Origin of the sequence: Sphaerisporangium sp. NPDC051017, assembly GCF_040683095.1 — a bacterium.
Lineage (GTDB): Bacteria > Actinomycetota > Actinomycetes > Streptosporangiales > Streptosporangiaceae > Sphaerisporangium.
This window is the reverse complement of record NZ_JBFBCI010000044.1, coordinates 29,427-48,725: the sequence shown is the minus strand read 5'-3', so window position 1 is coordinate 48,725 and position 19,299 is coordinate 29,427. Positions and strand designations below refer to the sequence as shown.

Annotated in this window: 15 protein-coding genes; 6 read left to right on the top strand and 9 right to left on the bottom strand. The window is 69.6% G+C overall.

Features of this window, described 5'->3' with window-relative positions; translation table 11 throughout:
* Nucleotides 1-70: 70 nt before the first annotated feature.
* Both AB0M95_RS28785 and AB0M95_RS28780 read left to right on the top strand, forming a co-directional pair.
* Nucleotides 71-1,819: a D-aminoacylase gene (locus AB0M95_RS28785; RefSeq protein ID WP_363770986.1), complete on the top strand. Its 1,749-nt coding sequence runs from the start codon at nt 71-73 to the stop codon at nt 1,817-1,819.
* Nucleotides 1,820-1,880: 61 nt separating this feature from the next.
* Complete coding sequence (locus AB0M95_RS28780) at nt 1,881-2,285, top strand: hypothetical protein (protein WP_363770983.1); 405 nt, start codon at nt 1,881-1,883, stop codon at nt 2,283-2,285.
* 95 nt (nt 2,286-2,380) lie between these two features.
* On the opposite strand, the gene AB0M95_RS28775 is transcribed toward AB0M95_RS28780, so the two are convergent.
* On the bottom strand, nt 2,381-3,307 hold the full coding sequence (locus AB0M95_RS28775) for a hypothetical protein (protein WP_363770980.1): 927 nt from the start codon (nt 3,305-3,307) through the stop codon (nt 2,381-2,383).
* 174 nt (nt 3,308-3,481) lie between these two features.
* Nucleotides 3,482-4,624 (bottom strand): hypothetical protein, encoded by a 1,143-nt coding sequence (locus AB0M95_RS28770; RefSeq protein WP_363770978.1) that lies wholly within the window; start codon nt 4,622-4,624, stop codon nt 3,482-3,484.
* 153 nt (nt 4,625-4,777) lie between these two features.
* Here AB0M95_RS28770 and AB0M95_RS28765 point away from each other — a divergent pair, with 153 nt between their 5' ends.
* A complete protein-coding gene (locus AB0M95_RS28765) occupies nt 4,778-9,103 on the top strand; it encodes a BTAD domain-containing putative transcriptional regulator (protein ID WP_363770975.1) in 4,326 nt (1,441 codons plus the stop codon).
* 73 nt (nt 9,104-9,176) lie between these two features.
* Here AB0M95_RS28765 and AB0M95_RS28760 read toward each other — a convergent pair whose 3' ends face one another.
* A complete protein-coding gene (locus AB0M95_RS28760) occupies nt 9,177-10,313 on the bottom strand; it encodes a S1 family peptidase (RefSeq protein ID WP_363770972.1) in 1,137 nt (378 codons plus the stop codon).
* A gap of 492 nt (nt 10,314-10,805) precedes the next feature.
* Nucleotides 10,806-11,894 (bottom strand): FUSC family protein, encoded by a 1,089-nt coding sequence (locus AB0M95_RS28755; protein WP_363770969.1) that lies wholly within the window; start codon nt 11,892-11,894, stop codon nt 10,806-10,808.
* A 236-nt stretch (nt 11,895-12,130) separates the two neighbouring features.
* Between AB0M95_RS28755 and AB0M95_RS28750 the strand changes: the two genes are divergently transcribed.
* The gene (locus AB0M95_RS28750; RefSeq protein WP_363770966.1) at nt 12,131-12,283 is read left to right on the top strand and encodes a hypothetical protein; all 153 of its coding nucleotides are present in this window, start codon (nt 12,131-12,133) and stop codon (nt 12,281-12,283) included.
* Nucleotides 12,284-12,488: 205 nt separating this feature from the next.
* Here AB0M95_RS28750 and AB0M95_RS28745 read toward each other — a convergent pair whose 3' ends face one another.
* From AB0M95_RS28745 to AB0M95_RS28735, 3 genes are all read right to left on the bottom strand, one after another.
* The gene (locus tag AB0M95_RS28745; RefSeq protein ID WP_363770963.1) at nt 12,489-13,445 is read right to left on the bottom strand and encodes a winged helix-turn-helix domain-containing protein; all 957 of its coding nucleotides are present in this window, start codon (nt 13,443-13,445) and stop codon (nt 12,489-12,491) included.
* 158 nt (nt 13,446-13,603) lie between these two features.
* Entirely contained in the window at nt 13,604-13,831 is a 228-nt protein-coding gene (locus AB0M95_RS28740; protein ID WP_363770961.1) for a DUF397 domain-containing protein, read from the bottom strand.
* A gap of 17 nt (nt 13,832-13,848) precedes the next feature.
* Complete coding sequence (locus AB0M95_RS28735; protein WP_363770958.1) at nt 13,849-14,703, bottom strand: helix-turn-helix transcriptional regulator; 855 nt, start codon at nt 14,701-14,703, stop codon at nt 13,849-13,851.
* 219 nt (nt 14,704-14,922) lie between these two features.
* Here AB0M95_RS28735 and AB0M95_RS28730 point away from each other — a divergent pair, with 219 nt between their 5' ends.
* Both AB0M95_RS28730 and AB0M95_RS28725 read left to right on the top strand, forming a co-directional pair.
* The gene (locus AB0M95_RS28730; RefSeq protein WP_363770955.1) at nt 14,923-15,225 is read left to right on the top strand and encodes a hypothetical protein; all 303 of its coding nucleotides are present in this window, start codon (nt 14,923-14,925) and stop codon (nt 15,223-15,225) included.
* A 141-nt stretch (nt 15,226-15,366) separates the two neighbouring features.
* The gene (locus AB0M95_RS28725; protein WP_358516048.1) at nt 15,367-15,834 is read left to right on the top strand and encodes a MarR family transcriptional regulator; all 468 of its coding nucleotides are present in this window, start codon (nt 15,367-15,369) and stop codon (nt 15,832-15,834) included.
* Between the two features lie 236 nt (nt 15,835-16,070).
* Here the strand turns inward: AB0M95_RS28725 and AB0M95_RS28720 are convergent, their stop codons facing one another.
* Together AB0M95_RS28720 and AB0M95_RS28715 are read right to left on the bottom strand one after the other, a co-directional pair.
* Nucleotides 16,071-16,964 (bottom strand): serine/threonine-protein kinase, encoded by an 894-nt coding sequence (locus tag AB0M95_RS28720; RefSeq protein ID WP_363770952.1) that lies wholly within the window; start codon nt 16,962-16,964, stop codon nt 16,071-16,073.
* A gap of 41 nt (nt 16,965-17,005) precedes the next feature.
* Nucleotides 17,006-19,180, bottom strand: a complete 2,175-nt coding sequence (locus AB0M95_RS28715; RefSeq protein ID WP_363770950.1) for an N-6 DNA methylase — start codon at nt 19,178-19,180, stop codon at nt 17,006-17,008.
* Nucleotides 19,181-19,299: the final 119 nt, after the last annotated feature.

The window sequence follows — 19,299 nt, the reverse complement described above, 5'->3', positions numbered from 1 at the left end:
GGTGGAACGGATGAGCGCCGGGTCGGGCACGGCTCAGAGGAAGGATGAGCGGCATGATTCGGGAGCACGGATGAGCGCTATGGCGGGCCGACGGCCCGGAACGACAGGGCTGGTCGTCCGCGGGACCACGGTCGTGGACGGCACCGGCGACCCCGCGTACGTCGCGGACGTCACGGTCACCGGCGGCCGTATCACCGACATCGGCGCGCCCGGTTCCGCCGTCGCCGACGGGCGGCGGGTCCTGGACGCCACCGGCCTCGCCCTCGCGCCCGGGTTCGTCGACATGCACGCCCACTCCGACCTGGCCCTGCTGACCGAGCCCGACCACCTCGCCAAGGTTGGACAGGGGGTCACCTGCGAGGTGCTGGGGCAGGACGGCCTGTCGTACGCGCCCGTGGACGACACCACGCTCGCGCAGCTCAGGCAGCAGATCGCCGGGTGGAACGGCGACCCCGAGGGGTTCGACTGGGACTGGCGGACGGTCGGCGAGTACCTTGCCCGGCTCGACCGGGGCATCGCCGTCAACGCCTGCTACCTGGTGCCCCAGGGCACCGTACGGGCGCTCGCCATGGGCTGGGACGCGCGCCCGGCCACCGACGCGGAGCTTCAGCGGCAGAAGGAACTGGTCGCCGCCGCGATGGCCGAGGGCGCGGTCGGCATGTCCAGCGGGCTCACGTACACCCCCGGCATGTACGCGAGCACGGAGGAGTTGGTCGAGTTGTGCCGGGTCGTCGCCTCGGCCGGCGGTTACTACTCGCCGCACCACCGCTCGTACGGCGCGGGCGCGCTGGAGGCGTACGCCGAGATGGTCGAGGTGTCGCGCGCGTCCGGCTGCCCGCTGCACCTGGCCCACGCCACCATGAACTTCGCCGTCAACGCCGGCCGGGCCCAAGACCTGCTGGACCTGCTCGACACCGCCATCGCCGGTGGCTGCGACCTCACCCTCGACACCTACCCCTACCTGCCCGGCTCGACCACCCTCGCCGCGCTCCTGCCGAGCTGGGCGTCCGAAGGCGGCCCCGGCCCCACGCTCGCCCGCCTGCGCGACCCTGCCACCGCCGAACGCATACGGCACGACATGGAGGCGGTCGGCTCGGACGGCTGCCACGGCGTCCCGGTGGACTGGACGACCATCCAGATCTCCGGCACCCGCTCCCCGTCCCTCACCGACCGCGTGGGCAAGACGATCGCCGACCTGGCCCGCGAAGCCGGAGTGAACGATCTACCCGGCCAATCCGGGAACGTGGGGGAGACGATCTCCGGTCGGGGTTCCGGAGGTGCGGGTCGGACGAGCGCTGGTTCGGCCGACGAATCAGGCCACACGGCATTCGAGGTGTTCCGCACACAGCTCCTGGACGACGAGCTCGGCACCACGATCTTGCTGCACGTGGGCAACGAGGAGAACGTCCGGGCCATCATGCGGCACCCCGCGCACACGGGCGGCAGCGACGGCCTGCTCACCGGCGCCCGCCCACACCCCCGCGCCTGGGGCACCTTCCCCCGCTACCTCGGCCACTATGTCCGCGACGAGGGCGTCCTCACCCTGGAGGAGTGCGTCGCCCACCTCTCCGGCCGCCCCGCCAAGCGCCTGAACCTGGTCGACCGAGGCTTCATCCGTGTAGGCCACCACGCCGACCTCGTCCTCTTCGACCCGAAGACGATCACCGACACCGCGACCTACGAAACCCCCCGCCGCCGGCCGTCCGGCATCCCGTATGTCTACGTGAACGGCGTAGCAGTGATCAACAACGGCACCCCCACCGGCGCCCTACCGGGCAAAACCCTGCGCCACACCCCCAACGGCACCCACGCCCTCTGATAGACCCATCAAAACCCCATCGGGGCGACCCGTATGGCGCGCTCCTTGGAAAGAGAGAACAATGGAACTGAGCCCGGACGAGGCGCCATTGAAGGAGCCTTTCTGGAACATTGATTTAGTATCGGAGGGAGAGGTTGTGATGAGGGTTCTCCGGCAAAGATTTCCGGAGACGATTGCGATACTGGAGGAGGCGCTCGAGGAGGCCGACCCTTTTGATATCGTGTACCCGGATAATCCTCACGAGTACAGTGATGTTGTTGCCGAGATGATCGTGCTGATGGCACCCGTCAACGGAGCGCTCCACCTGCTGTCCACGGACGAGATCGAGGCACTCGTCCGGGAAGGCCTAGCCAGAAGGTTCGGCGAGCACCCCGACGAGACCCGTGTAAAGCGGGCGGTACGGCTGATAGCAAACCGGTACTCCCGTGAGGCGGAAACTGATCCGCCAACCCAGAAGCTCCGGTAACTCCACGAAGTTCCCTCGACGTCGTGTCCATGGACTATCAGACGGGGGCATTCTGGCGGAAGGCCATGTCGGCTTGTTGCCCGAGCGATTGAAGATTACTGAGGGGCCTGGCTTTTTCTCTCTGTCCAGGGCTCGTACGTGGTGTCGCCCGGGAGTACCCAGACGTCCGCGTCAGGCCGCGCGATCGTTCGTAGCAGCGTCGCCTTGCCGGTCGTCTTCGAGATGCGGTAGATCGCCACGCCGGTAGCGGTCTTCGATCGGACGATCACGCGTCCGGCCTGGTCGAAGTCGAGGTCGTCGATGTACTGCCCGCGGGGCAGGCGCAGGGTCACCGCTCCGCTCGCGTGGCCGGTGCGCAGGTTGAGCAGGCGCAGCTTGCGGCTCTTGGGCCCCGTGCCGGTAAGGGTCGCCGCCGTGACGTGGTCATTCGCCAGCGCTACGACGGGCAGTCGCGTCTTCGAGCGCGTCCGGGCACGCAGCGCTCGATCGAACACCGTCGTCAGCCGTTCCCCTGCCAGCAGCAGTCCCTTGCCGTCCGGGCTGAATCCCAGGAAGCTCCACGCGTCCGTCCCTCCGGGATGCGGCAATGTCCTGCCTGTCCGTAGGTCCGCGAAGACCCCTACCCCTGGCGCCGAGGTCGCCGTGACCACATAGCTGCCGTCGTCCGATACGAACGGCCACTCCTCGTCGATGGAGTACGCCGTGAGCCGCCGTGACACCACCCTTTCCTTGCCGTTCAGAGTCCGCTCGACGAACAGCCGATCCGACTTCCGGAAATAGAGGAAATGCCGCCCGTCCCCGCTGACCAGGAACGGCGCCCGCTCACCGGTATTGACCGCGTCGGCAGGCGCCTTGGCCAGCGCCTCCGGTACCTCCACCACATCGCCGTTGGTCAGCACCAGTTCCCAGACGTGTGTTCCCTGCGCGTACGCGATCCGGACCGGCGTGTCGGCCGCCGCAGGTTGTCCGGTCAGTGTCACGGCGGTCGCGAGAAGTACCGCGAGAGTCGTACGAAGTCCCATGCGTCATTGGATGCCGGAAACGCTCGCAATGTTGCGGTCCCTCTGAGGTACAAGATTGCACCAGCGCGCTCTAACTCTGACCAACCGACGATCATGATGGCTGACGATGTGGTCCCGTGCGGGGGCTCCGCACGGGACCACATCGTCTCGGCCGCCGCCAGGACGGAGATCGGATCAGCTACCTTCGAGGGGGATCCAGCCAGACCATGCGCCGCCCGGCGTCGACTGCCACGAGTGGATGATCGCGCCGGTCTTGTTTATGCCCGCATGGGCGAAGACCTCCAACCGGCCGTCGAGATTGCGGATGACGCTCGGCTGGTTGTACGGGTTGGTCTGCCCGCCCACCCCACCGAAGCCGGACCAGCCGCTGTTGGGGGCCACCTGCCAGGCATGGAGGACGTGGGAGCCGCCGTTGGTGAAGAGCTCCAACCGGCCATCCTGGTTCCTCTCGACCACGGGGAACGACCCGCCGCTGCCCATGCTGGCCCAGCCGCTCCAGCCGCCCGAGAACCCCTGCCACTTGTGGTAGGTACGCCCGTCGGTGCCGGTCGCGAACAGCTCCAGCCGTCCGTCCTGGTTGACGCCCACGGCGGGACCGGTGTTCGCCCCGTGCTGCAAGGACCCGCCCTCGTTGAGCCAGCCGCTCCAGCCGCCGCCGGGCGAGAGCTGCCAGAGGTGCCAGAGGTGACCGTCGCCGCCGGTGATGAACACTTCCAATCGCCCGTCCGCGTTCTTGCCCACGGCCGGCAGGGCCTCTCCCTCGAACTGCCCGCCCAGGCTCGCCCAGCCGCTCCAGGCGCCGCCGGCCGTGAGCTGCCAGGCGTGCCACAACTCGTTGTTGGAGCCGAGGGCGAAGACCTCCAGCCGGCCGTCCTTGTTGGTGCCGACCACGACCCGCGCCCAGGAGAAGCTGAGCCCGCTCGGGGCGCCCATGCTGTACCAGGGGCTCCAGCCGCCGATCCTGCCACTGGCCTGGTAGGAGTGGTACATGTTCCCGTCGGTGCCGACCGCGAAGACCTCCAGCCATCCCCCCTTGTTCAGTGCCACCGCCGGGCGATGCTGCTCGAAACCCCTGGGCGCGTCGCGGATGATGTCCCAAAAACCCCAGCCGTTGGAACCCTGCGCGATGTGCCACATCGTCCCGTAGCTGACGACGAACGCCTCCAGCCGTCCGTCGGCGTTCATGCCGAGAGCGGCGCCTGTCTGGACGTTGGGACCGACATAGGCGTTCGCCGGGCCGGACACGGTCGCCGCGCTCCCGAGGGCAAGGCACAGCCCCAGGAGAACCGCCGCCGTCCTACGCACTAGCACACGCATCACTCAACCTCCCCGTCACGCGGGCCGGGGCATCTCCCCGCCTCGCCGACGCCGAGCATCAGACACGCCCGTATATGCGAGGTATAGGCCCTGGTAGCGTCGGTTTTCGCCCCTGCGGACCGGTGCGGCGCGGGCAGGAGCCCGCATGAGGGAATGATTGACAATGAGGCGGCGGTCCGTGATTCTTTGTGCAGAAGTCCGACCGGGGGCGGAGTTTGGGTGGAATTTCACGTTCTCGGGCCGCTCAGCATCTCCCGCGATGGTCGCCTGGTACCTGTCGGCGGAGCACCCAAACTCCGGCGCACTCTCGCTGCGCTGTTGGCCCAGGCCGGTCGGCCGGTGTCGATCGAGTGGCTGATCGCCGCGGTCTGGGATGATCCGCCGCCCGCGTCCGCGCGGCGCAACATCCACCTCTACGTCCACCGGCTGCGGCGCACGCTCGGCGCCGACGTCCTGGCCGGACGGCCGGGCGGGTACGTGATCAACGCCGACGCGCTCGACGCGACCCGCTTTCGCGACCTCGTCGCGCAGGGGTGCGCGGCCCTGGCCTCTGGAGATCTCGAACCGGCCCGTGACCGTCTGCGCGCGGCGCTCGACCTGTGGCGCGGGCCGGCGTTCGCGGAGTTCGGCGACTGCACGGTCATCGCCGAGGAGGCACGGCGGCTGGAGGAGGCGCGGCTGACCGCTCACGAGCGGCTGGCAGAGGCCGAACTCGGCCTGGGCCGGTACGCCGAGGCGGCCGCCGAGCTGGCCGATCTCACCCGGGAACATCCCTACCGGGAGAGCCTGCGCGGCCATCTCATGCTCGCGCTGTACCGGTCCGGCCGTCAGGTCGAGGCGCTGGCGGTCTTCCGCCGGACCCGCGACCTGTTGAACGCGCAGCTCGGCATCGAGCCCGGTCCCGTGCTCCAGCGTCTGCACGAGGCGATGCTCCGCGGTGACGAGGACCTCCTCCCGGAGCTGGGCCGGACGCCCGCCGGGCCGGGTGAGACGGAGGGATGGGCCGAGGACGACTGCCCGTACCGCGGCCTGATGGCGTTCCAGCCGGAGGATCGGGCATGGTTCTTCGGCCGCTCCCAGCTGGTCACGCGGCTCCGCGAGCTGGTGGACCGGCTTCCGGTGGTCGCCGTGTTCGGGGCGTCGGGAAGCGGGAAGTCCTCCCTCCTGCGCGCCGGCCTGCTGGGGACGATCTCGGACGCGGACGGCACGGCCGGGTCGTGGCGGAGCCTGATCACCACGCCGGGCGAGCACCCGCTGGACACGTTGGCCGAGCTGGTGGCCAAGGCGTCCGGCGGCGATCCCGGGGCGCTCCGTGACGTCTTGACGGATCCCGGTGCCCTGCACGCCGCCCTGGACCGCGCCCTGGACGCCGAGACCGACGCCCGCCTGCTGCTGGTCGTGGACCAGTTCGAGGAGATCTTCACGCTCTGCGCCGACGACGCGGAGCGCCGCCGGTTCGTCGAGGCCCTGCTGGGACTGGCGCTCGGTGCCGGCCGCCGCGTCGTTCTGGTGCTCGGCATACGGGCCGATTTCCTCGCTCACCTGACCCAGCATCCGGACCTGGTCGAGGCTCTGGGTGGTGAGGCGCAGTTGCTCGTCGGACCGGTGTCGCCGCCGGATCTGCGGGAGGTCGTCGTCCGGCCCGCCGCCCGGGCGGGGCTCACCGTGGATCCCGACCTGCTGGCCACGGTGCTGGCCGACGCGGACGAGGAGCCGGGCAGCCTGCCGCTGGTCTCGCACGCGCTGCTGGAGACCTGGCGGAACCGCGCCGGCTCGAGGCTGACGCTGGCGGCCTATCGAGCGGCCGGCGGCGTGCGCGGGGCGATCGCGCAGAGCGCGGAACGGGTCTTCCGCGAGCTCTCCCTCGCCGAGCAGCAGGCCGCCCGCAGGATCTTCGTGAGGCTCACCGCGCTCGGAGACGGCACGGAGGACACCAGGCGTCCCATCTCGCGGGCCGAGCTCGTGGGCGTGGCCGATCCGGACGTCGTCTCCGGCGTGCTGGACCGGCTCGCGGCGGCGCGGCTGGTCGTCCTCGCGGAGGAGACGGTCGACGTGGCGCACGAGGCGCTGATCCGTGCCTGGCCCCGGCTGCACCGGTGGCTCACCGACGACCGCGATGACCTGTTCGTCCACCGTCGGCTCACCGCCGCGGCGCAGACGTGGCAGGAGCTGGACCGGGACTCCGGCGCCCTGTATCGAAGCGTCCAGTTGCTCGCCGCGCGTACGTGGGCGGAGGATCACCTGCACGAACTGAACGACATCGAGGCCGCCTTCCTGCGGGCCAGCCGCGCGCTGGCGGAGAGCGAGCACACCGCGACGAGACGCCGCACCCGGCTCCTGCAACGCCTCCTGGCCGGGATGGCCTCGCTCTTCCTGATCGCCCTGCTCGGTGGCGGCGTGGCTGTACGGCAGAGTCAGGAGGCCGGTCACCAGCAGTTGGTCGCCTTGTCCCGGCAGTTGTCCCTGAAGGCCCGATCGCTCCTCGACACCGATCCCGATCTGGCCGGGCTGCTGGCGATCGACGCGTTCCGACTCGATCGGGAGGCCGAGACGCGGGGCGCCCTCCTCAGCGTGTCGGCGGCGGCGCGCCGCCGGATCGAGCTCAACGCCGGAGGGCCGTCGATCTTCGGGGTGGCGTTCAGCCCGGACGGCTCGCGGCTGGCCGCGGCCGGCGACGACGGGACGGTCGGCCTCTGGGACCCGCGCGGCCGCACCCGGGTCGCGACGTTCCCCGAGCCCGCGTCACTCGCGGAGGCAGAGGTGGTCCACGCCAGGGCGGTGGCGTTCAGCCGCGACGGCAGGCTACTCGCCTCCGTGGTCAGACAGGCCGAGCTGGGGGCGAGCAAGGGCGCGATCGTGGTGTGGGATCTGCGCTCCCACCGGCCGGTGTTCCAGCGGTCACGGGGCGATCTCACCGACGCGATGGCACTGAGCCCCGACGGGACGAAGATCGCCGTCGGCGCAGGAAAGGGCGCGATCGAGGTGTGGGATCTGCGCGACGGGACCAGGCGCACCCTGCGGGGACACCGGGAGGAGGTCGTGGCTCTCGCGTTCAGCCCCGACCAGGCATTTCTGGTTTCGGCCACGGGCGGAACGCAGAGACCCGTCGTGTGGGACGTCGTCTCCGGGGCCGCGGTGGCCGAGATTCCCGCCGACGATCACGTCCACCGGCTGGGCTTCGACCACGTCGACGGGGTGCTCGCCACGGGGTCGTCCTATTACGGGGTGCGGTTCTGGCGACTCGCCCGCGATGGTGGGGTGACCTCCGTGTTCGGGCTGCCCAGGCGGTCGCCGTACACCTGGGACATGTCCGCCCCCGTCGCCGGCCGCATCGCCGTCGCTGACGAGGACGGCCTGATCACTGTCTGGGACATCGCGCGGCGGCAGCCCGTCGAGACCTACCAGGACAGAAGTCGCACCGAAACGCTGTCCCTCGCCCTCAGCGCGGACGGCTCGATGCTCGCCTCGGCCGGACTGGGCCGGACCATCGTGATCCGCGAGCGCGCTCTCCCCCCGTTCAGCGGGCACAGCCAGGCCGTGAACGACATCGAGATCAGCCCAGACGGCCGTCTCGTCGCGTCGGCGAGCAGCGACACCACCGTCCGGCTGTGGGACGTGCGCGGAAACCCGATCGCCACGCTCGGCGACCATCCCGACCACGTCCGGGCCGTCGCCTTCAGCCCGGACGGCCACCGGCTCGCCACCGTCACCCGCAGCCACACGGTCACGATCTGGGACGTCGGCAGCCGCCGGAGGCTTGCAACGATCAGATACAGGGGGCTCGGCGCCTCCACCGACGCCGCCTTCGACCCCGGCGGCCGCTTCCTCGTCGCGACCGCCCTCGGCCGCTTCCGCTGGGACATCCGCGATCCGGGGAACCCGGTCGAGGCGCCGTTCTCGGCCCCCGGGCAGCTCGCCTCGGCGCTGGCGTTCAGCCCGCGAGACCCCCTGCTCGCCACCACCGGCCCCACCGGAGACCTGCTCGTCTGGGACCTGGCCCGGGACCGGGCGGTCCGCGCCCTCAGGACCGGGCAGGGCTCGGTGCTCGACGTCGCCTTCAGCCCGGACGGCGAGCTGATCGCCACGGCGGGGGCCGACCGGACCGTCAGGCTGTGGAACACGCGGACCGGCGAGCCGTACGCCACGTTGCCCGGCCACACCGCCCCGATCCAGGCACTCGCCTTCAGCCGGGACGGCCGCACGCTCGCGTCCGCGGGCGACGATCGCACGATCACCGTCTGGGACCTCCCGTCGCGAAGGCCTGCCGCCACACTCACAGGCCACACGGCCCCGATCAAGGGCCTCGCTTTCACCGCTGACGGAGACCTGATCTCCGGTGGCGACGACGGCAGGATCATCCGCTGGCCCCTCCGGGCCGACCCGCTCGTCGGAAAGCTCTGCCAGGAGATCGGCCGTGACCTCACCCGCCAGGAGTGGGCCACCTACATCCCCTCCGTGGCCTACCGGCCCACCTGCTGAGCGCCGACATCTTCCGCGCGCGGGCCCGGTGCGCGTGGTGCCGGGCCCGCCGTGGTCCGGGTTACGTTCGGAGTCAGTAGTAGAGCGGGTCGAACCGGATGGGGAAGTCGTTGCGGGCGGTGGCGAAGTCCTGGAAGTACATGATGTTCTGGCTCACGCCGTGGCCGCTGATGATGCCCTTGGCGACCACGCCGGAGCCCGAGAGCGTGAAGACCGGGCCGCCGCTGTCGCCGGGCTGGGTGGCGCGCAGACCGTCGACCTGGTGGGCCTCGATGAGGTCGTCATAGCACTCGAAGTTGTTGTAGATGTCGAAGTCGCAGTACCAGGCGGTGAAGTCGTGCTGCTTCAGGCCGCATCGCACCCCGGTGTACGAGCCCGACGAGCAGAACAGCTCGTTCGGGTACACCCAGTCCCACGCGACGACCGGCTTGTGGTAGTAGCTGTCGGCGGGCCCGTCCCAGATCGACCCCTGGGCGTTGGAGGCGATCAGCATCGTGTCGTGGCCGGTGTTCTCGTACTTGACCTGGCCCACCCAGTCGTTGTTCTGGACGCCGTCGACGAACCAGTCACCGGGCTTGCCGCAGTGGCCGGCGGTCAGAATGTACTTGTAGCCGTCGTAGCCCTGGACGCCGAAGCCCCCGGTGCAGCCGATGAAGTTACGGCTGTAGTTGCGGATGCGCCCGCCTCCGAGCCACTGCTCGTGGTCGTTCAACCGGCCCGTCTTCGTGATGAGGTCCGCCTTCTCCAGCGTGTGGGCCACCGGCAGCTTCGGCAGGATGTTCGCGGCGGCGGTGAAGGCGCTCGTGGCCCGGGCGACGCCCAGACCGGTCTGGTCCACGCCCACGCGCAGGCCGCTGCCGTCGTACGGGATGCGGACCGACCGCACGCCCGCCGACCGGTTGGCGTAGGCCGCCTTGCGCACCTGCTCGGACGCCGCGTCCAGCTCCTTGTAGGAGTACTTGGCCGGTACCACCTTGACGGGGACGATCTTGCGAGCCTCGGCGACCGCCGCCTCGATCGGGGCCGGCAGCGCGCCCTTCCAGTACAGCTCCACCTCGCCCTCACCGAAGGCGACGCTCATGTACCCGGCGGGCTTGGTGTCCTCCACCACCTGACGGATGATGTGGGCGGCCTTGCGCAGCGGCTCCTGCGCGGCGCTGACGCCCTTGTCGAGCTGCTCGGAGGTGGGCGGCGCAGGTTCGGCCGCCACCGGCGCACTCATCAGAGCCGGCAGGCCCAGGACCGTGCAGAGCGCCGCAACTATCAAATGGGATCTTTTCGGGCGGGACATCATGCCTCCGGGGCGAAACGATCAGTGTCGGCCCAGCGGGAGTCCATCGAAGGAGTGGCGCGGACGTGTCCGCCGCACGACGAAGGCCGCGACAGTGGTCGCGTGTCCTGAGCATTGATCACACCTTTCTCGATTTCGACTCACCACCGGGGACGAAGCCGGGATCGGCTCGGGACGAGCATCGGACAGGCGGGTATACGTGAGGTATAAGCCCTGGTAAAACGCTCAAAAGCGCGGAGCCCAGGTCCATGAGGTCCCAGTCAGACGGCAACCTCTTGACGCATTTCGTGGCGATTTCTCACACTGAGCCAGCGGCTGGGCACGCGCGCGGTGAACAGCCCCGTACCGTCGATCTTTGGCCCACATTTCCAACCCGGCCCGGGCGTCTGCCGGTTGGCCGGTGCGGTCCTGTCAGCCCTGGCCCGCCTCTTCTTCTTGCTCGATCGGGGCGGCGGGTGTGAGGGACGCCAGGGCGGTTTCGCGGGTCATGCCCGTCGCGACCAGGAGGTCCACGATGATCGAGCGGACCTGGGCCGCGACGACGCTGGAGGAGAAGCCCGTGTCGTCGACGAGGGCGGTGTGGTCGCCGTGGGCCAGTGCGAGGGCGACTTGACGTGCCTGGGTGGGTTCGACGCCGGAGGCGAGTTCGTCGCGGAGCAGCCGTGCGACCTCGGCGAGGCCGTGCAGGACGCCGGTGAAGTCCGGGTGCATCGGCTCGCCGTCGCGCAGGGCCGCGAGCGTGCGGCGCAGGAGGACCCGGGTGTTGCGCAGCGCGCGGTCGATGTGAACGCTCGCCGCCTGGTAGCGGGCCAGCCTGCTGCGGGTGTTCCAGCGCAGGGGGCTGAGGACGGCGATCTCGCGTCCCGTCTGGAGCGCGTCGCGCAGTCGTTCGACGGCGGCCTGTGAGCCGCGCGCCTTCTCCAGCGAGTCGACGGCCAGCGGGACGTCACGTGCGGCGATCGCCTCGGCGGCCCCTTCCAGCGCCTCGGCCAGTTCGTCCAGCACCACGCGCCCGTGCCGGTGGACCAGCGCGACCGGGTCGGACGGCAGCAGTGCCACGACGGCGATCGCGATGAACCCGCCGACGAAGGCGTCGATCATGCGGTCGGTGCCACCGCTGCCGCTGGGAGGCAGCAGGGTCGCGACCAGCACGGCGGACGACCCCGCCTGCAGGGCGATCACCGGTCCCTCGTCCAGCAGCACGGCGACCGCCATCGCGAGCACGACGACCAGCGCGATCTGCCAGGGTCCCGAGCCGATGCGGGCGATGAGCAGGTCGCCCACGCCGACGCCGAGCCCGACCCCGGCGACCATCTCCAGCATGCGGCGGACCCGCCGTCCGAGGGCCACGCCGATGCAGATGACGACGGCGACCGGCGCGAAGAAGGGGCTCGGGTGTCCGAGCACTTCCTTGGCGACGACCCAGGCGATGGCGGCGGCCGCCGCGCACTGGAGGATGGACGGCACTCTGGACGCCAGCCTGCGAAGTCGGCGTCCCACGTTTCCCCTCCGATGGCCGGATCCACCCCACCGCACCCGGGCCCCGGACCGGCGCGGGCGGGCTCACCGCCGCCGTGCCCGGACTCGGGGCTGGTTGGTACCCGCGCATCCTACTTCGGACAAATCACCATTTGTCTCCCCTGCTCAGCAGGTGAACGGGGATGTGCGTGGCGGGGGACGAGGCCGGTACTCCCGGAGACACCCGTGGGGTGCGCGGCATCGCGCCGGATTCAGGGGTGACCATGAAGGTGGTCGGCAACCTCGCACTCCGCGGCGGCATCGACCAACTCGCCGCCGTCATCAAGAGCCATCTCAAACGCATGCAGTACCGGCCCGGTCTCCTCGACGGCCTGCTCGCCGAAACCGTCCTGCACCTCGAACCATCGTAAAGCCAGTCGTTTAACCTCGGTACGTCTCGTCACCTACAACCAGGCCAGTGGTCAGTCCGACCTCGGCTACAGCCTGATGGACCTGGAGGTCGCGCAGCGGTCCGAGCGGCTGTACTTCGAAAACGGCCGAACTGCACTCGTCAGAAGGTGGCGCATATAGGCGACACATCCTTTAAACGCTAGTCGAGCGCAGTACGACCTGCAGTTACTCCGATTGATCGTCCGGCTGGATTTGTAGACGGCTCGCGTAAGCATCGATGTCGCTCTCACCCGCAAGACGTTGTGTGCTTGGTGTGGGGGCATCACCGACGAACACATGAATCACCCGAAAACTGAAACCATCTTGAGGGTACTGCTCCCACGTGAACCTAACACGCTGCCCCGGTACGAGGGATCTATAACCTTCCATTCCGACAATCGACGAAAAGTGAGCGAAAACGTCGCCGGGTACATCGGCGGATCTGATGAACCCCCAGCCCTCGTCGTCGTTCCACTCCACCACCGTTCCAGTAGCTACGTCACCCGGCTTAACACCCATTGTTGCGATCCCCTCGGTAGCATCGTAGATTGCCTGATAGCGGGGGACATAACTTGCCCCTCCGCTTTCAGGCAACCTCGTGCGAATAGATTCCGAATTCGTCGGCAAAGCAGATCCAGGCGCTGTGGGTGGCTGCCTGTCTTTCATATAGGGCCAGGTCTCCTTCACCCAGGTGGTGACGGCATCCTCGTCGCGTTCGGCGGCGCGGTGGATGGGGACCTGTGGTGACCAGCCGAGCCGGTGCGGCAGATAAGACACTCCGGGCAGGGTGTAGTCGACCCGGAAGAGTTCGGCGATGACGGTTGCTATCCGGGCGAGGGTCCATCGCTGGTCATCCCAGCCGTGCGCGACCGGTCCGTGGCGGAGTTCGGCCTCCAGCAGCAGGATCTGCTCGGTGTTCAACCGGCATGGTGATCCGCCGTGGCCCTTGGAGGCCAGGGCTTGTCTGCCGCCGCTGGACCAGATTCGGCGCCAGGCGCAGGCCGACCGGCGGGTGACTCGCAGGTTTCGGGCGACCTCGGGCGGGGCGATGCCGCGCTCGAACATGTCGGCTGCTTGAAAGCGGATCTGCTCGCGTTTGGCGCATGCCTGGGTCGACAGGCCTCCGCCCTGGGGGTAACGCACCTTGCAGTTGTACTGCGGGAACTCGTTACTGTATCTAGAGGAACACGTTAGGTAGCACTAGCCCTTTAAGATCAGTAGTCACTGCCTACGGTACTGAGTTCCGGCCATGCGTTTCGGTACTCCCTGAGAGACGCGCGGTGCTACTGATGTAGTCCGTGTCATGGGGTAAAGAAGTCGAATTCGCCCGCTTTGACGCCGGCGATGAACGCTTCCCATTCACCGCGGGTGTAGAGGATGACCTCGCGGTCGGGGTGGTGGCTGTGGCGTACGGCGACGCGTCCAGTGTCGTCAGCCAGCGGGCCTGCTTCGACACATTCGGCGGCACCATTGGGGCTGAAGGTGCTGATGTGCCAGGCGACCCGGGTCAGTTCTTCGGGGGTACCCATCGTGCGCCTCATTTCGATCACGTTGTATGTTGCGCTATGCCCAATATTAAGCTCAGTGAGTCCTTTGGACTGAGTGCTGCCCGCTGCAACTGATCGTAGGCTCGGGCGAAGCTCTCAACGCCGTCGGCTTCGACATAAATGCATCCTGCGTGGGTCTCCGCATATGCCACGTCCGGGTAAGGGGCGGACATGCCGAAGATCATAAATGCGCCGTGCGGGCTCGCGTGGGCTCCGGCGTCGAAGGGCAGCACCTGGATCGTGACGTTCGAGTGATTGCCGAGTTGGATGAGATGCTCCAACTGGGCGCGCATCACGCGGGCACCGCCGACCGTGCGGCGAAGAACGGCCTCGTCCAACACGGCGGTGAGTTGGATTGGCTGGTCTCTGGCGAGTACCTGCTGCCGGGTCATCCGGAACTCCACCCAACGTGAGATGTACTTTTCCAGGGCGTCCGGGTCGACGGCGGTGATCACGGCTTCTGCGTACTCGGGCGTCTGGAGCAGGCCGGGGATGACCAGCGCGTCGAATGACTGGACTATCTCGGCGCGAGATTCCAGCCACGCGTGATCGATGACTCTGCCCGACGTTTCACGGGCGTAGTCATCCCACCAGCCCTTGTGCCAGATGTCACGGCTGAGGCGTTCCAGGCCGTCACGGAGCTCAGGATCGTCGACGCCGTACAAGTTGAGTAGCGCCAGCACGTCGGGCGCCCGGGCCGGGGTGAGCCCCTGCTCCCATCGGCTGATGGCGGCCGGGTCCCGCTGCACGTAATCCCCTGCGTCTCGCAGCGTCAGCTTGGCCGCTTCGCGTAGCTCGCGTAGTTGTTTGCCGAGCCACTGGGCGCGGAGGGTAGGCCCTTTCTTCGGTGCCATGGTCTCTCCTGAGGATCAAAGCGGGCATACAGTTCATTGGCGGATATTTCAATTCGAATTTTTATCAATATTGCGCCGCTGAAACGGATGCCACTCTACTCTCGAGGGGTCGATTACGCACCGCAGTGGTGTGAACTCGTAGAGGTGTGCAAAGGCCGGGACGGGTTGGCGTGCGAGGTCGTCCCGTCCCGGCCGGAGTGCCGGAAGAGAGGTGATCGGATGGATCAGCAACCCCATTCCAGCCTGCCGACTGTCTATCACGATGGCGGCGGCCAGGGGGCGGGCATCATGCCTTCGCCGCGGCTGGAGGAGCGGGCGCGCTTGTTCGCTCTGCTGCGGTACCCGGACGAGGAGTACGGCGACGACGGTGGGGTGGAGCTGTACGGGGTTCAGGTGCCCGATGGCTCCGTGGCGACGATCACTGTGAGCGGGCGGCTTCACGGGTCGTGGTCGAGCTGCGACCGGGTGGCCGGTCTGCTCGGCCTACACCTGGTGTGGTTGGACGTCGAGCGCAGCGCGTGATCTAGGTGGTCACGGCCGGGTCCGCGCCCCGGTCGTGGTCCTGGTGGCACGCGGGCGCTCGCGGTCGGGAAATGAAGCGGTGCGATGGGGACGAGTGAGGCGGGAAGATTGAATGCTCAACTAAATTGGTAGACTGGGCTCATGGGTGAGACGCGGTGGCTGGATGAGGACGAGCAGAGGATGTGGCGTAGCTTCCTCTGGGCGTCGCGGCTGCTGCACGAGTCGCTCGATCGGCAGTTGCAGCGGGACGCCCGCATGCCGCACACGTACTACGTCATCCTGGCCATGCTGTCGGAGGCTCCCGGGCGGGAGCTGACGATGAGCGATCTCGCCCGGCTGGTCCAGTCGTCGCCGAGTCGGTTGTCGCACGCGGTGGCCAAGCTGGAGGCGCAGGGCTGGGTGAGCCGGTGCAAGCGTCCGGGCGACGCGCGCACCAACCTCGCCAAGCTGACGGACGAGGGGTACGCGGTGCTGGTCGAGGCCGCGCCGGGACACGTCGAAGAGGTCCGGCGGGTGCTGTTCGACCACCTGAGCCCCGAGCAGGTACGGCAACTCCAGGGAATCTTCGACAGCGTGCTGACAGGCCTGACCTCCGGAGACGGGGATTGAGAGCGGTGCTGCCGGACCGAGGGTGAACGGGCCCGGGAGCGGCGGTCGAAGTGGGCTCCCTCGGTACATGTCCTGACATGGGCGGCGGGCTCGAACGTTCGCCGAGTCGCTCGCCGTACGGCGGCGCCGGGTTCGCCGCACACCGTCCCTCCGACCCGGCGCCGATGGGTAGGCCGGGGTGGCGTGTGGAGGTGGGGAGGCCGCGGGGCGGGGGCATCGTGCGGCCGGAACATGCGTCAGGGGAGGACGCGGCCGAGGATTCTGGCGTACATGCGGCCGGGGCTGGGGATCGAGGGCGGGGTGAGGAAGCCGGGGAGCATGGGGAGGTCGACGGCGAAGGGGGTGAGCTGGTCGTACAGGGTGCCGGCGTCGGCGGGACGGGCGTCGGGGTCCTTTTCCAGCAGGCCGGCGATCAGGCTGTTCAGAGTGTCCGGGGCGCCGGGGACGCCGGGCGGGCGTTCGTTGACCTGTTTCTCGAACACGGCGTACTCGGTCGGGCCGACGAAGAGCTGCCGCCCGGTCAGCATCTCGTGCAGGACGCAGCCGAGCGCGTAAAGGTCGCTGCGCGGCCCCGCGGCGCCGCGCTGGATCTGCTCGGGGGACATGTACGCCGGGGTGCCGAGGATCTGCCCGATGCGGGTGAACTGCGCGACGTCCGCCTCGCGGACCATCGCGAGGCCGAAGTCGAGCACCTTGACGCTGCCGTCGGGGCAGAGCATGAGGTTGGTCGGCTTGAGGTCGCGGTGGCAGATCGACAGGGAGTGGGCGGCGGACAGCACGGCGCACGCCTGGGCGGCGATGGCGGCGGCCCAGGGGACGGGCAGTGGGCCGTGCTCGCTGACCAGGTCGGCGACGGTCACACCCTCGATGAACTGCAGGACCTGGAACAGGCGCTGGTCGAAGGTGCCGAAGTCGTACAGGACGGGCGCCCCGGCGTGCTCCAGCCGGGCCAGGATGCGTGCCTCGCGCATGAAGCGCTGTTCCAGCTCGGCGTCGTGCCCGCCGGGGAAGCGGAGGAACTTCACCGCCACCCGGCGGTCGAGGTGCTTGTCGTGGCCGGCGTAGACCGCGCCCATGCCGCCTTGGCCGAGAGGCAGGTCGTCAAGGACATAGCGGTCGCCGATGACCATTCTCGCCCCTCCTGATGATCTATCGGGGGAAAAATACACCCTCAGCCGCTGGGCCGCAGATGGCCGCCGACCAGTCCGTCAAAGCCTAACCGGATCAGCGCCTCGCCCAGCGCGGCCGTCTCGCGCAGCCGGTCCTCCAGCTCCAGCAGTTCGCGGAACGCCTTGCCGTAGATCCGCTGCTCAGCCAGGGAGAGCCGGGGGATCCGCACCCGGCGCGCGTCCACGCGGCTGGCCCCCGGATGCGAGCGGGCCGTCCCCCACGCGCCCGCGTACCGCAGGAAACCGGCCAGGAAGTCGGGGTCCATACGCTCGGGGTCCACCCGGTAGAGGTAGAGCTGCGGCCCGAGCACCGCGCCGCCCTCGGTGACCGTGCGGGCGGCGCCCTCGCCGGTCGCGCCCGCCGCCACCACGTCCCCCGGTTCGAGCGTGACGTGCGCCGGGTCGGGGGAGGTGCGTCCGGACGGGGGTCCGCCGGCGGCGAGGTCGGCGACGGTGAGCACCGGCACCTCGCCCGGGCCGGCGGCCATCTTCGGCTGCCCCTGGTGGATCGTGACCAGCCCCGCCCGCACGAGCTCGCCGATGGTGGTGCTCGGCAGGTCGCGCGGCTCGGCGAGCACGCCCAGGGACGGCGGGGCGTCCGGCAGGGCGGCGGCGGCCTCGCGGAAGCGCCCGACGATCGCGACGAATCCGGCGGCCTGGTCCTCGTCGGCGTGCGGCGGCAGGTGGCGGGTGGGGCTGAGGTCCACCTCGTCGTCCAGCAGGTCGATGATGCGGACCGCGCGGTACGGGCCGGTCGGCTGCGCCTCAGGATCGGCGGTGAAGGCCAGCCACGCGGCCTCCACCGGGGACGACGGACGTTCCGCCTCCGCGCGGGACGCGACGTCGGCCGGCGTGGGGCCGCCAGGTCCGGGAGGTGCGCCGGATGGAGGGCCGCCGGGCCCGGGACGTGCGCCCGGCGAGGGGTCCGGCGTCGCCGGGCCGAGGACCGTGTCCAGGAGCGAGGGCTCCTGCGGCGGCGTCACGGAGGCGTCCATCAGCAGGACGGACGACGGCGGGCGCTCGCCGGGGCCGGGGCGGCGCAGGAGCCACAGGTCGGGGCCGCCCGCCTGCAGTGTGATCACGGCGCGCAGCGCGCCCGCGCGCAGCAGGTTGCCCCGGATGCGCTTGCCGGGACGGCGGCTCGCGGCGGCCGGGGGCATGAGGATGGCGACCAGCCCGCCGGGGCGCACGTGGGCCAGGCAGTGCTGCACCCAGGCCAGCTCGGGTTCCCCGCGCGGCGGCAGCCCGTACTCCCAGCGGGGGTCGCCGGTCAGCTCCTCGTAGCCCCACGCCCGCTCGTTGAACGGCGGGTCGCAGACCACGACGTCGGCGCGCAGGCTGGGGAACCCGTCCTGCCGCAGGGAGTCTCCGGCGACGACCTCGGCGTGCGCGCCGCGCAGCAGCAGGCGTACGGCGGTGAGCAGCGCGGTCGTGTCGCCGCCGTCCTGCCCGAGCACCCGCGCGTCGGCGAAGGGGATCAGCAGCGCGCCGATGCCGCACGCCGGGTCCAGGACGGTGGCCGCCGTCCCAGTGCCGGAGGACCGCTCACCCTCGGCCGTACGCGCGTGTCCGGTGGCGTCGTCGCCGGTCGGGGGAAGGTCCAGGTCGCGCAGGGTCAGGCGGGTGATCACGTCGGCGATCTCGGGGCGGGTCACCGGAAGCCGGCGGGAGTGCGCCTCGACGTACCGCTCGAAGAGCAGCTCGAACGCGTCCGCCGGGCCCTGCTCGGCGGCGAGGTCGGCGAGCAGGCGGTACAGGCGGGCGTCGATGAGGTCCCAGGCGACCGGCACGGGGAGGTCGGCGACGGCGGTGGCGGCGGCCTCGGGCAGCGGCTCGACGAGCTCGGGGGCGCGTGCGAGGCCCTTCCAGCCGCCGGGGTCGCGGCGCAGGTAGAGGAGGAACGCGCCCGCGCAGCCGACGCGCTCGCCGAGGCGCAGGTCGTCGCCGGAGGCGCGCAGCCGCTGCCAGACGCGGTCTCCCAGCGACATCTCGTACGATTTGCCGTTACGACGGAGCCAGTCCTCGACCTCGGGAAGGGAGAAAAGCGGGCTCGCCGCCGTGCCGCCCACGGGCTGCGGGAAGTCGTCGTAGCGGCGCCGCCAGTTGCTCACGGCCGCGCGGCCGACGTCGGCGAGCCGGGCGATGTCGCCTGCGTTCAACATGGCGTCGTGTCCCATTTGTCGTGCATCTCCCTGCTCGCCTGTGGTTTGCCCGGGCTCCCCAGGGTCAGAGTAGTCCACCATGCCGCTGCGATCCACAAACTAGATGCTTGTGAAGTGTTTCAACCAATGATTTA